Genomic DNA, 13,050 nt, shown 5'->3' with positions numbered 1-13,050 from the left:
AGGCCCCGGGGGTACGGGCGCCAAGCCGGGGCGAGTACGGGCCACCAGGCCGCGGGGCCGCGGAACCTCCCGGTCTTGCAGGCTTGCGGGCCGCCAGACCCCGGACTGCCGGAACTCGGGACCTCCCAGGTCACCGGACCTCCGGACCTGCGGGCCGAGAGGCCCGAGAGCGCAGGCCACCAGGCCCCGGGGTACTGGCCACCGGGCCTCGGGACCCCCCAGGTCTCCGAACCTTCGGATCTCTCGGCCTCCCGGCAGCGGACCTGCGGGCCCGCGCGCCACCGGGCCGCCAGGCCACCAGGCCCAGGAGGTGCGGGCCGCCAGGGCCGGGGGCGGGGCCGGCCGTCAGGGCCGGGGGCGGGGCGCCCCGGCGGGGAAGGTCCCCGGGGCGGGGGGCAGGGGGCGGGATTCCGCGCTGGAAGCGAAAGCGCGGGGCCCCTGCCCGGCGCGCCGCAAGGTCATATCAGTGATTTGTCTGGTTAGCCTGTTTTCAAGCCGTCTGTGAGCCCATTCGTGGTACTCGCCCGATGGTTGACGCCAGGGAGAGGACCGAAACCCCATGCCCGCAGACCTCGCCGTACTCGGACTCGGCCACACCGGACTTCCCCTCGCCCAGGCGGCGACCGCCGCGGGCATCGGCGTCATCGGCTACGAACCCGATCCCGCCGCCGCGGCCGACATCAACGCCGGCCGCGTACCCCCGGGCACCCTCGCCGCCGCCGACCTGCGGCGGATGCTCGCCTCCGGCTTCCGGGCCAGCGCCGACCCCGCCGTACTCGGCCGGGTCAGGACCGCCGTGATCTGCGCGCCCACCCCGCTCGGCGAGGACCACTCCCTCGACCTGAGCGCCGTCGCCACCGCCGCCCGGGCGCTCGCCGCCCATCTGCGCCCGCACACCACCGTCGTCCTGGAGTCGGCCGTCTACCCCGGCACCACCGAGGAATTCCTGCGCCCCCTGCTCGAGGCGTACGGGCTGCGGGCCGGCCGCGACTTCCACCTCGCCTACTCCCCCAGCCGGCTCGACCCCGGCAACCGCGACTTCCACCTCGCCAACACCCCCAAGGTCGTCGGCGGCCGCACCTCCGCCTGCACCGAGGCCGCCGCCGCCTTCTACAGCCGCTTCACCGAGCGGATCGTGCGCGCCCGCGGGCTGCGCGAGGCCGAGGCGGTCAAGCTGCTGGAGATCAACTACCGGCATGTCAACATCGCCTTCGCCAACGAGATGGCCGTCTACTGCCATGAACTCGGCGTGGACCTGTGGGACGTGATCCGATGCGCGGAGACCAAGCCGTTCGGCTTCCAGGCGTTCCGCCCCGGGCCCGGCGTCGGCGGCCCCGCCGTGGCCCTCGACCCCAACGCGGCACCACCGTTCACCGGCGTGCCCGGCCGGTCCCGTACACCCGGGCACCCGCTGCGGATGGTCGAACTCGCCCAGGAGGTCAACGGCCGGATGCCGCGGTACGTCGTCCAGCGGGCCGCCGCGCTGCTCAACGAGCACGGCAAGTCGCTGCGCGGCGCCCGGGTCCTGCTGGTCGGCGTCACGTACAAGGCCGACCTCGCCGGTCAGGAGGGCGCACCCGCGCGGGAGATCGGCGCCCGGCTGATCGAACTCGGCGCCCAGCTCGGCTATCACGACCCCTACGTGCCGCAGTGGCGCGTTCTCGACCGTCCGGTGCCGCGAGCCGACGCGCTGTGGGAGGCCGCCGCCGAGGCCGATCTCACGCTGCTGCTCCAGCACCACCGCACCTACGATCTCCAGGGGTTGGCCGTGAAGGCCCAACTCCTTCTGGACACGAGGGGGGCGACGCCCGCTGGCACGGCGGCCCGGCTCTGAAGGGGTCCGTGCCGCTGCTTTGAGGGGGGTCCGCGCCTCGGCTCCGGGGGGTCCGCGCCTCGGCCGGTGCGTCAGGATCCGTCCTGTATGGGTCCTGTAACGACCAACGAATCGCCTTGTCCGATTGTCAGCCCCCCCTGTTAGATTTCGGCGTCATTCCTTCGCACCCGCGCTGCCGTGCAACGCCCTGTGCGATGGCCGAAATCCGTCCTCGGGGGAACCCTTCATGAGCGCCAACGTCCCGCCGCCGCAGCAACCGCCCGGCGGCCAGAACCCGTTCGCCCAGCCGGCTCCCGGCGAGCAGAACCCGTACGCGCAACCGACTCCCGGCGAGCAGAACCCGTACGCGCAGCAGCCGCCGGCCCCTGGTCAGAACCCGTACGCCCAGCCGGTGCAGCCCGGTCAGCAAGGTCAGCCCTTCGCCCCCGGTCAACCGGGTCAGCCCGGTCAGCCGCCTTACGGCGCGCCGCCCGCCTTCGGCCAGCCGCAGGGCGCGCCCGGCTTCAACGGTCTGGCCTACCCGCCGCCGGCCCCCGTCGCCCCGGCCCGCGAGAACGTCGCGCTGGCCCTGCTGGTCGGTGTCGTCACGACCCTCGTGGTCGCCGCGATCTACGGCGGCATCCTGCGCGCGATGTCCAAGAACGACGGCACGTTCTACGAGTTCCGGCTGCTGGCCATCGCGGTCGGCGCGCTGGTCGGCCTGGTGGTCGGCAAGATCGGCGGGCGCAACCCCGTCGTCCCGGTCGCGTCCCTGGTGTTCGCGCTGGCGGCGGTCGTACTCGGCGAGCTCTTCGGCGGTGCGCTGATCATCAGTCACTACCTCTCCACGCACGGCGCGGACATGTCGGTGAGCACGATCATCTTCCAGCACTTCGGTGACCTGTGGTCGGCGTGGAAGTCCGACTTCGGTGTCTCGCGTGTCTTCTTCCTCGTCTTCGCGGCGGGCGCGGGCTTCGCCCTGGCCAAGCGCTTCGGCGAGAACTGAGAGTCCGCTCGGCGCGAGCCGACGGAAACCGGCGCGGGCACGGTCCGCGCGAGCCGGTTCGAACCGGCAGCGTCCCGGGCGCGTGAGTGCCGCTCGGCTCGCGGCCGCCACATGCGACAGGGCCCGTACCGCGTCATCCGCGGCACGGGCCCTTCGCGTATCCCGCCATCTGCCGGCGGCCGCGCCGACCCCTGGCCGCGCCCCGTCCACCGCCCGGCGGTCGGCCGCCGGAGAGGCCGGGCGCACGAGAGAACAGGCCGCCGTACGGATCAGGCGCCGTAGAGGATCGCCTCAGCGGCCGCGCGTGGCAGGCGAGACCGTCACCTCGACGCGCTGGAACTCCTTGAGGTCCGAGTAGCCCGTGGTGGCCATCGAGCGGCGCAGCGCGCCGAAGAAGTTCATCGAACCGTCGGGCGCGTGCGAGGGGCCGAGCAGGATCTCCTCGGTGGTGCCCGCCGTACCCAGGTTCATCCGCTTGCCGCGCGGCAGTTCGGGGTTGACGGCCTCCATGCCCCAGTGGAAACCGCGGCCCGGCGCGTCCGTGGCCCGGGCCAGCGGGGAGCCCATCATCACCGCGTCCGCGCCGCAGGCGACCGCCTTCGGCAGATCGCCGCTCGACCCGAAGCCGCCGTCCGCGATCACATGGACGTACCGGCCGCCGGACTCGTCCATGTAGTCCCGGCGGGCCGCGGCCACATCGGCCACCGCGGTGGCCATCGGCACCTGGATACCCAGCACGTTACGGGTGGTGTGCGCGGCGCCGCCGCCGAAGCCGACGAGCACGCCCGCGGCCCCGGTCCGCATCAGGTGCAGCGCCGCGGTGTACGTGGCGCAGCCGCCGACGATCACCGGGACGTCCAGCTCGTAGATGAACTGCTTGAGGTTCAGCGGCTCGTGCGAACCGGACACGTGCTCGGCGGAGACCGTCGTGCCGCGGATCACGAACAGGTCCACGCCCGCGTCGACCACGGCCTTGGAGAACTGCGCGGTCCGCTGCGGCGAGAGGGCCGCGGCCGTCACGACGCCCGCGTCCCGTACCTCCTTGATCCGCTGCCCGATCAGCTCCTCGCGGATCGGCGCCGCGTAGATCTCCTGGAGCCGCGCGGTGGCCCGGGAGTCGTCCAGCTCCGCGATCTCCGCGAGCAGCGACTCCGGGTCGTCGTACCGCGTCCACAGCCCCTCGAGGTTGAGCACCCCGAGGCCGCCGAGGTTCCCGATCCGGATCGCCGTCTCCGGCGACACCACGGAGTCCATCGGCGCCGCGAGGAACGGCAGCTCGAACCGGTACGCGTCGATCTGCCACGCGATCGAGACCTCCTTGGGGTCCCGGGTCCGCCGGCTCGGCACGACGGCGATGTCATCGAACGCGTACGCCCTGCGGCCCCGCTTGCCCCGCCCGATCTCGATCTCAGTCACTTCCTGCGCCTCTCCTGGTCCGACCTGCGCCCCCAGTATCCCCCGCCCGGCTCCACCCCACCCACCGCCCGCCCTGCTCAGCCAACGGGGAAGCCCCCCTCTCTGAGGCGGGACAGCACGGCCTCGGCCAGGTCACGGAATTCGCGGAAGCACGTCTGCACATACTTCTGGGTGCTGCCCAGAGCACCGTCGGCCGGCTTGAGGTCGAACATCGGCTTGCGGGCGTCATGGGCCAGTGGCATCAGGCTGCGATAGTTCCGCAGGGTGGCGATCCGGTACTTCTCTTCGTCCCGGGACGGCGGCTGCTGGTCGAGCACCGCGGCGGTGAAGACCCAGGGGATGCGCTCCAGCCAGCGTGCGTACGCCTTGACCGGCCGGTCGAGGCGCATTTCCGGCTGCATGATGACATATCCGAGCGGTGTCATGTCCGCCTTCGGAGCCGGAATGTCCGGCGGAATGCGCGGCAACACCAGTTGCTGCCAGTCACGCCTCCAGGCACGCAGCGTCGGGCCGAGGTTGCTGAGCCCCTTGAGCGAGAACAAGTCGGCGGCCAGCGGCATCAGCACAGTGTCCGCCGCGATGAGGGCGGACCTGTTGATGGCCCCGAGATTGGGGCCCACATCGATCAGCACGATGTCCGCGGCAACGGATTCCGCGGCACGTTCGACGATGCGATGGAAGGCAGTGGTGGTCCGGATGGCCGCGATGTCCCCAGCGAAAGTCTTGAACCACTCGCTGGACAGTTTGTCCTCGAAGCGGCTCAGGTCCAGGCTGCCGGGCAGCAGCCACAGACCGGGCATGAGGGCCGCCGGGTCGACATGCGCGATGTCACCCGTCCCTTCCAGGATGGGCCGGACAGCGTCGGCGATGGTCTGGCCGGCCCGTACCCGGCCCATACCGCGCAGGGCCGGATGCACCGCGCCCTGCCCGATGAGCTCGGAGTTGTTCTCCCAGAGCTCCTCGATCTCCGTTTCCTCCAGGCACATCGATGTCAGGTTCGCCTGCGGGTCGAGGTCGACGGCCAGCACCCGCAGGCCCAGCCGCCGGAACATGTGGGCCAGGTGATACGTCAGCGTGGTCTTGCCGACGCCGCCTTTGTTGTTGAACAGAGCGATGGACGTCATACGGCTGTCCTCCGCAAGGTGACGGCCCAGGACGACTCGTCCACCTGGAACTGCGCGGGCGGATTCCCGTTGCGCTTCAGAGCCGCCTGAATGCGCCCGATCCCGCGGCCGAAGCGGTTGACGTAGCCGAGCCCCTTCATCGCCGCCGCGAGAGAGGGGTTGCGGTAGTCGGTCACCCGGTCGAAGTTGTCGCCCCGGACCTGTCCATACGGCCCGCCGGGGTTGGTCACCTCGATCCGGTCGTCGAACCAGGCGATACGGGTCGGTGCGTACGAGGTCTCGTAGTTGCGGTGCATCAAGGCGTTCATGCAGACCTCGCGCAGGGCTTCGAAGGGATAGTCCGGGTGCTGGCTCTCACGGAACCCCTCCTCGACCAGCCGTGTGTGCAAATGCCCGCGCAGGACGGTCTCCAGTCGGGCGGCGGTATCCACCAGGTTCTGCCGCAACTCCTGGTCGTCCGCGACGGGTGCGTCCAGACCGGTGCCCTGGTAACGAACGAACTGCACATACGCGCCCGGCACACGACTGCTCGGATCGAATCCGATGACCAGCAAGCCGAGCGCGGTCGGGATCTCCCCGGGATTCGTCAAATGCAGGGAGGACAACTGCTGGGCAAGCGGTCGGCCATTCTCCTCGATCACGTCGGGATCAACCATCGAGGGGAGATATGAACCACGGAAAAGGCCGACGTCCAGATCTTCGAGCGTGGTGCCAGGTACGACCCGGCTGTCGAAGGGACCGTCGAGTGCCCGACGCCGCTCGCTCAGCACCCGCTCGTCGTCCCGGCTCGCCCGTCGCGTCGTGGGACCGGGCCGTACCCAGACCACGCCCTCGAACCGGACCGGCGGGCTGACCGACGCCTCCACCCGGATGTGCACGACCGGTCTGCCCCGGTACACGCCGGCCTGCACGGTGAATGAGGGCCGGTCGAGGAGACGCCCGTCGTCCCGCAGATCGGTGAGCGCGAGCAGCGCCTTGTCACTGGTGTCCACGCCCTCCATCGGGCTGCCGTCGTCGGCCACCCCGATGAGAATGTCCCCGCCGCCGTTGCCCGGAAGGTCGTTCGCCATCGCGCAAACGGCATTGCCGATCGCGTCGCCCCGCTTGCCCTCCCGCTTCGCCGTGCGCTTGAACTCCAGGGCCGCGGTCTCACGGGTACCCAGGACGTCTGCCAGATCTCGGTCGGTCACGGCCACATTGTCCTGTATCGGCGGGCCATTGCCCCAGTAGAAATATCCGCGTCAGAACGCAGCCCACCGGCGGGCTCGGTGAAGAGGCACGCCGGTGGGCAGGAAATAGCAGGAAATAGGGGGTCAGCTGTGGTAATTGGGGGCCTCGACGGTCATTTGGATGTCGTGGGGGTGGGACTCCTTGAGGCCCGCCGCCGTGATGCGGACGAAGCGCCCCTTGGACTCCATCTCCGCGATCGTCGCCGCCCCGACGTAGCCCATCGTCTGGCGCAGACCGCCGATCAGCTGGTGGAGGACCGCGGACAGCGGGCCGCGGTAGGCGACCTGGCCCTCGACGCCCTCGGGCACGAGCTTGTCGTCGGACGAGACCTCGCCCTGGAAGTAGCGGTCCTTGGAGTACGAGCGGCCCTGCCCGCGCGACTGCATCGCGCCGAGCGACCCCATGCCCCGGTAGGACTTGAACTGCTTGCCGTTGATGAACAGCAGCTCGCCCGGCGACTCCTCGCACCCGGCCAGCAGGCTGCCGAGCATGACGCTGCTCGCGCCCGCGGCCAGCGCCTTGCCGATGTCGCCGCTGTACTGGAGGCCGCCGTCGCCGATGACCGGCACGCCCGCGTCGAAGCACGCCTGCGCGGCCTCGTAGATCGCGGTGACCTGCGGTACGCCGATGCCGGCCACCACCCGGGTGGTACAGATGGAGCCGGGGCCGACGCCGACCTTCACACCGTCGACACCCGCGTCCAGCAGCGCCTGGGCGCCGTCCCGCGTGGCGACATTGCCGCCGACGACGTCCACGGGGACGCCGGACTTGATCTTGGCCATCCAGTTGAGCGCGTTGCTGTTGTGGCCGTGCGAGGTGTCCACGACCAGGAAGTCCACACCGGCCGCGACCAGCGCCTGGGCCCGGTCCAGCGCCTCGGGGCTGGCGCCGACGGCCGCGCCGACCAGCAGCCGCCCGTCCGCGTCCTTCGCCGCGTGCGGATACTGCTCGGCCTTCACGAAGTCCTTGACGGTGATCAGGCCCTTGAGCCGGCCGTCGTCGTCCACCAGCGGCAGCTTCTCGATCTTGTGACGGCGCAGCAGCGCCATCGCGTCCACACCCGAGATGCCGACCTTGCCGGTGACCAGCGGCATCGGCGTCATGACCTCGCGGACCTGGCGGGAGCGCTCGGTCTCGAAGGCCATGTCACGGTTGGTGACGATGCCGAGCAGCCGCCCGGACTCGTCCGTGACCGGTACACCGCTGATCCGGAACTTCGCGCAGAGCGCGTCCGCCTCACCGAGCGTGGCGTCGGGACGGACCGTGATCGGGTCGGTGACCATGCCGGACTCGGACCGCTTGACCAGGTCGACCTGGCCGACCTGGTCCTCGATCGACAGATTGCGGTGCAGGACGCCGACGCCGCCCTGCCGGGCCATCGCGATGGCCATCCGCGCCTCGGTGACCTTGTCCATCGCCGCGGACAGCAGCGGGATGTTCACCTTCACGTTTCGGGAGATGAGCGATGAGGTGTCCACCTGATTCGGCAGCACCTCCGACGCCCCCGGCAGCAGCAGCACATCGTCGTAGGTCAGTCCGAGCGTGGCGAACTTGTCAGCTACTCCGTCGGCGTTCAGCGTCATGACACCTTCCCGAATGGTCTTGCCCGGCGAGTTGTTCAATGGTAGTGGCTTCACCGGTATTCCCCTGACCGCCCGGATGGGACAGCCCGCGCCGGGGAACGCGAGCCAACGGCACGCACGGGCACCCGCGTGCAAAGTACGGGCGCTCGCGCGAAAAGAGGGCCGCGCCCCGGCGCCCGCTCCTACCCGCTGAGCCCCCGCGCCGGTCCTACGCGCTGAGCCCCCGCGCCCGTCCTACGCGCTGAGCCCCCGCGGATCAGCCGTCGGCGCCCCGGCCGTGCTCTCCTCCGCGATGGCCCGCAACCTGCTGAGCGCCCGGTGCTGCGCCACCCGTACGGCCCCCGGCGACATCCCGAGCACCTGCCCGGTCTCCTCCGCGCTCAGCCCCACGGCGACCCGCAGCAGCACCAGCTCGCGCAGATGGTCCGGCAGCCGGTCCAGCAGCTTCTTGGCCCAGGCCGCGTCGCTGTTGAGCAGCGCCCGCTCCTCGGGACCGAGCGAGTCGTCCGGCTTCTCCGGCATCTCGTCGGACGGCACGGCCGTGCTGCCGGGGCCGCGCATGGCGGCCCGCTGGAGGTCGGCGACCTTGTGGGCTGCGATGGAGACGACGAACGCCTCGAACGGCCGACCGAGATCCCGGTAGCGCGGCAGCGCGCAGAGCACCGCCAGACAGACCTCCTGCGCGAGGTCGTCCACGAAGTGCCTGGCGTCACCCGGCAGCCGGGACAGCCGGGTGCGGCAGTACCGCTCGGCGAGCGGGTGGACATGGGCAAGGAGATCGTGTGTGGCTCGTTCGTCGCCGTCGACCGCGCGACGGACGAGGGCACCGATGGCGGGGGTGTCGTCGTCGCGCATCCACCCATGGTGCCTCGCCGCGGGACGATCCGCCGCATCGCGGCCGTACTTCTGTCCCGAAGCGTTATGAGCCGCCGAAGCCGACTCCGTCATGTCCACCATCTGCGGCCCCCGCCGATCCCCGAGGAAGTCCATACGTCAAGCATGCGTCCTCCCCCGGGAAACCGGGGACTCGTGGGCGACTTCACCGATGGCGACCGCCCGCCCGGGCGTGCGCACCGGGTCTAACGGACCAGGCCCCAGCGGAAGCCCAGCGCCACCGCGTGCGCCCGGTCCGACGCGCCGAGCTTCTTGAACAGCCGCCGGGCGTGCGTCTTCACCGTGTCCTCGGAGAGGAACAGCTCACGGCCGATCTCGGCGTTGGACCGCCCGTGGCTCATGCCCTCGAGCACCTGGATCTCGCGTGCGGTGAGGGTGGGCGCGGCCCCCATCTCGGCGGAGCGCAGCCGCCGGGGGGCGAGCCGCCAGGTGGGGTCGGCCAGCGCCTGTGTCACCGTCGCCCGCAGTTCGGCGCGCGAGGCGTCCTTGTGCAGATAGCCGCGGGCCCCGGCGGCGACCGCGAGGGCCACTCCGTCGAGGTCCTCGGCGACGGTGAGCATGATGATGCGGGCGCCGGGGTCTGCCGACAGCAGCCGCCGGACCGTCTCCACCCCGCCGAGGCCGGGCATGCGGACGTCCATCAGGATGAGGTCCGAGCGGTCGGCACCCCAGCGGCGGAGGACTTCCTCGCCGTTGGCCGCGGTGGTTACGCGCTCGACGCCGGGCACGGTGGCCACCGCGCGGCGCAGGGCCTCTCGGGCGAGCGGGGAGTCGTCGCAGACGAGGACGGAAGTCATGACCGCCCTCCGCAGCTGAACCGCGTCACGTTGTGCCTCCAGGCTGTACGAAGTACGAATCTTCACCGTTGGGGCTGACGGTCTCGGGCATGTGCCCGAATCGTTCGTTCCGCCAACCGCTTCCGCCACACTCAACGACCCTCACCCGAAAGAGTTACGAAGTCGGATCGGGGTTATCGACACTCTACGTGATCATGCGCGCACCGAGCGCTCACGCCGCAGGTCAGACGAGCGGTGATTGAGGTTTTCCGAGGTCGGTGGCCATCCCGAAGCACCACCCGAGGCACGGACGATACTGCCGAACGGGTGTTATGCCGGAGTTTGCACTGTTTGGCGGCTCTTTTCTGGTCCGTGGGGTAATCGCCGCTAGATTGGCGAAGAGTCATATTTACATCTACTACGACAGTAGATGTACGGTCAGATGTGCGGTCGTGTACGACCGAGCGCCATGGCCGTCACGCACTCTTCGAGGGGATGAGCAATGGCAGACTTCTCCCGCCTTCCCGGCCCCAACGCCGACCTCTGGGACTGGCAACTCGTGGCCGCCTGCCGCGGTGTCGACAGCTCACTGTTCTTCCACCCCGAAGGCGAGCGGGGTGCCGCTCGCAGCGCGCGCGAAGCCGCCGCCAAGGAGGTGTGCACGCGCTGCCCGGTCCGCGCCGAGTGCGCGACCCACGCCCTGGCCGTACGGGAGCCGTACGGCGTCTGGGGCGGCCTGACCGAGGACGAGCGCGAGGCGATGATGGGACGCTCGCGAAATCGGACGCCGATGAGTCCGGAACACGCGGCGAGTCCCTGAGCACCGCCCCCACAACCGAAGAATCGATTCCGCGGGGACCCCTGACACGGGCCCCGCCTCAGCCGCGGCCGGTGTCCGGGGCGCGCCCTTCGCCGGGCGGCCCCTGGGTGAGGGCCGCGGTCAGGCGTGCGCTCAGGGCGGCGGTCAGGACTCGATCGGGCGTTTCAGCCCCGCCCGCGCGAGGCGCCCCAGCATCATGTCCACGGCCGGCACATGCGCGAGGTCCGGCAGCGTCAGCGCCACCACCTCCCGCTGGACGGCCGGCCGCAGCTCGACGACGGCCACGCCCTTCGGCCGCACCGACTCCAGCGCCAGTTCTGGCAGTACGGCCACCCCGAGACCCGCCGCGACCAGGCCGACCACGGCCGGGTAGTCGTCGGTGGCGAAGTCGATCCGCGGGGTGAAACCGGCCCGCTCGCACATCTCGACCAGATGCCTGCGGCAGCGCGGGCAGCCCGCGATCCACTCCTCCCCCGACAGCTCCCGGATCGGCACCGCGGTACCGCGTCCGGCCAGCCGGTGGCCGCGCGGGACCACGGCGACCAGCCGGTCGGTCAGCAGCGGCCGTACCACCAGGTCGTCCCACGACTCCTCGGACGGCGTCGGCAGATCCACGTAGCGGAACGCCAGGGTGATGTCGCAGTCGCCCGCGCGCAGCATCTCCACCGAGCGCGGCGGCTCGGCCTCGACCAGCGAGATCTTGGTGCCCGGGTGCCGGGCGCGCATGTCCGCGACCGCGCACGGGACGAGGGTGGAGCTGCCGGACGGGAAGGAGGCCAGCCGGACCCGCCCGGCGCGCAGCCCGGCGATCGCGGCGACCTCCTCCTCTGCGGCGGTCAGCCCGGCGAGGATGCCGACCGCGTGCCGCACCAGGGCCTCGCCCGCCTCGGTCAGCCGCATCTCGCGGGGGCCGCGGACCAGCAGCGGGGTGCCGACGGAGTGTTCGAGCGCCTTCATCTGCTGGCTCACGGCGGGCTGGGTGAGGCCCAGCTCGCGGGCGGCGGCGGAGAAGGAGCCGGTACGGGCCACCGCGCGCAGGACGCGGAGATGGCGTGGCTCGATCATACGTTCACCATAAGCGATCCTTAGGGATACTCGACAGATATCAACGATGGACTTTGAGGCGAGGGGCGGTCAGGCTGAGCCGCATGGACGCCAACGAATCGCTCACGTTCGCCACGGGCTCCGGCATCTCCAGCGCGGCTCCGCGAGCCGCGGCCCCCGGCACCGCCACAGCCGCGGGGGCCACCGCGGCGGCCCGCGCCGCCGAAGCCGCCTTCCGGGAGGCCGTCCGCGCCGAGTACGCGGACATCGCGCCCGGCTATCTCAACACCGCCACGCTCGGCCTCGCCCCGGCCCGTACGATCGCCGCGCTGCGCCGGGCCCTGGACGCCTGGGCCGACGGGCGCCCCCGCCTCGACGTGTACGAGGAGTCGGTCGCCGCGAGCCGGGCCGCGTACGCCCGGATCACCGGGGTGGCGGTGGAGCGGGTGGCGCTGGCCGGCACGGTCGCGGGCGGGGTCGGACTGATCGCCGCGCATCTGCCGGCGGGGGCCGAGGTGCTGACCGCGGAGGGGGAGTTCAGCTCGGTGGTGCAGCCGTTCGCGGCCCGGCCCGATCTGGTGCTGCGGACCGTGCCGCTGTCCCGGGTCGCCGAGGCGGTACGGCCGGAGACGGCACTGGTCGCGGTCAGCTCCGTGCAGTCGGCTGACGGACGGCCGGCCGATCTGCCCGCGATCCGGGCGGCGGCGAGGGCGTACGGGGCCCGGGTGCTGCTCGACGCGACCCAGTCGGCGGGGTGGCTGCCGCTGCGGGCGGACGAGTACGACTATGTGATCTGCCATGGCTACAAGTGGATGGTCAGCCCGCACGGTGCCTGCTTCCTGACCGTACGGGAGGGCGCCGAGCCGACGCTGTCCCCCGCGTTCGCCGGGTGGTACGCGGGCGACGATCCGTGGGAGTCCTGCTACGGGCCGGTGGATCGGCTGGCGCCCGGGGCCCGGCGGTTCGACGCGCGGCCGGCGTATCTGCCCTTCGTCGGGGCGGCGGCCTCGCTCTCGCTCGTCGAGGAGCTGGGCGTGGCGGCGATCCACGCGCACGACGTGGCGCTGGCCGGGCGGCTGCGCGCGGGGCTCACGGAGCTGGGCTTCACCCCGGTGCCGGGGGACTCGGCGATCGTCGCCGTCCCGGACGCGCCCGCGCAGGCCGCCGGGCGGCTCGCCGAGGCCGGCGTCCACTTCTCGGCCCGCGCGGGCAATGTGCGGTTCGCGCTGCATCTGCACAACACCGACGAGGACGTCGCCCGCGCCCTGTCCGCGCTGGCCCCGCTCTCGCCGTTGTGAGCCCCCGCGCGGGCGGGGAAAACGCGTTGGGCGGACGGGCCCGGCG

11 protein-coding genes are annotated in these 13,050 nt (G+C 71.5%); 4 read left to right on the top strand and 7 right to left on the bottom strand.

The annotated features are described in order from the left end of the window. The first annotated feature begins 559 nt into the window (after positions 1 to 559). Entirely contained in the window at positions 560 to 1,834 is a 1,275-nt protein-coding gene (locus tag OHA30_RS22070) for a nucleotide sugar dehydrogenase (protein WP_328915580.1), read from the top strand. Between the two features lie 226 nt (positions 1,835 to 2,060). After that, positions 2,061 to 2,819: a hypothetical protein gene (locus OHA30_RS22065; RefSeq protein ID WP_328915579.1), complete on the top strand. Its 759-nt coding sequence runs from the start codon at positions 2,061 to 2,063 to the stop codon at positions 2,817 to 2,819. Positions 2,820 to 3,110: 291 nt separating this feature from the next. On the opposite strand, the gene OHA30_RS22060 is transcribed toward OHA30_RS22065, so the two are convergent. The 6 genes from OHA30_RS22060 to OHA30_RS22035 all read right to left on the bottom strand — a co-directional run bounded on the left by OHA30_RS22060 (position 3,111) and on the right by OHA30_RS22035 (position 9,863). Then, the gene (locus tag OHA30_RS22060) at positions 3,111 to 4,235 is read right to left on the bottom strand and encodes a GuaB3 family IMP dehydrogenase-related protein (RefSeq protein WP_328915578.1); all 1,125 of its coding nucleotides are present in this window, start codon (positions 4,233 to 4,235) and stop codon (positions 3,111 to 3,113) included. A 77-nt stretch (positions 4,236 to 4,312) separates the two neighbouring features. Further along, on the bottom strand, positions 4,313 to 5,359 hold the full coding sequence (locus OHA30_RS22055) for a ParA family protein (protein ID WP_328915577.1): 1,047 nt from the start codon (positions 5,357 to 5,359) through the stop codon (positions 4,313 to 4,315). Then, positions 5,356 to 6,549 carry an ATP-binding protein gene (locus OHA30_RS22050; RefSeq protein WP_328915576.1) on the bottom strand — a complete coding sequence of 398 codons (1,194 nt, stop codon included), beginning with the start codon at positions 6,547 to 6,549 and terminating at the stop codon, positions 5,356 to 5,358. The genes OHA30_RS22055 and OHA30_RS22050 overlap by 4 nt, the downstream gene beginning before the upstream one ends. A 123-nt stretch (positions 6,550 to 6,672) precedes the next feature. Then, positions 6,673 to 8,172: an IMP dehydrogenase gene (guaB, locus tag OHA30_RS22045; protein ID WP_328915575.1), complete on the bottom strand. Its 1,500-nt coding sequence runs from the start codon at positions 8,170 to 8,172 to the stop codon at positions 6,673 to 6,675. A 234-nt stretch (positions 8,173 to 8,406) separates the two neighbouring features. Continuing rightward, a complete protein-coding gene (locus OHA30_RS22040) occupies positions 8,407 to 9,027 on the bottom strand; it encodes a sigma-70 family RNA polymerase sigma factor (RefSeq protein ID WP_328915574.1) in 621 nt (206 codons plus the stop codon). Positions 9,028 to 9,251: 224 nt separating this feature from the next. Next, positions 9,252 to 9,863 (bottom strand): response regulator transcription factor, encoded by a 612-nt coding sequence (locus tag OHA30_RS22035; protein WP_003948568.1) that lies wholly within the window; start codon positions 9,861 to 9,863, stop codon positions 9,252 to 9,254. A gap of 481 nt (positions 9,864 to 10,344) precedes the next feature. Here OHA30_RS22035 and OHA30_RS22030 point away from each other — a divergent pair, with 481 nt between their 5' ends. Continuing rightward, entirely contained in the window at positions 10,345 to 10,662 is a 318-nt protein-coding gene (locus tag OHA30_RS22030; RefSeq protein ID WP_328915573.1) for a WhiB family transcriptional regulator, read from the top strand. Positions 10,663 to 10,806: 144 nt separating this feature from the next. Here OHA30_RS22030 and OHA30_RS22025 read toward each other — a convergent pair whose 3' ends face one another. Beyond that, positions 10,807 to 11,727, bottom strand: coding sequence for a LysR family transcriptional regulator (locus OHA30_RS22025; RefSeq protein WP_328915572.1), 921 nt, complete (start codon positions 11,725 to 11,727; stop codon positions 10,807 to 10,809). 83 nt (positions 11,728 to 11,810) lie between these two features. Here OHA30_RS22025 and OHA30_RS22020 point away from each other — a divergent pair, with 83 nt between their 5' ends. Continuing rightward, a complete protein-coding gene (locus OHA30_RS22020; protein ID WP_328915571.1) occupies positions 11,811 to 13,004 on the top strand; it encodes an aminotransferase class V-fold PLP-dependent enzyme in 1,194 nt (397 codons plus the stop codon). Positions 13,005 to 13,050 lie beyond the last annotated feature (46 nt).

Source organism: Streptomyces sp. NBC_00223, assembly GCF_036199905.1.
Classification (GTDB): Bacteria; Actinomycetota; Actinomycetes; order Streptomycetales; family Streptomycetaceae; genus Actinacidiphila.
The sequence above is the reverse complement of the archived record's forward strand: the minus strand, read 5'-3'. Positions and strand labels throughout refer to the sequence as shown.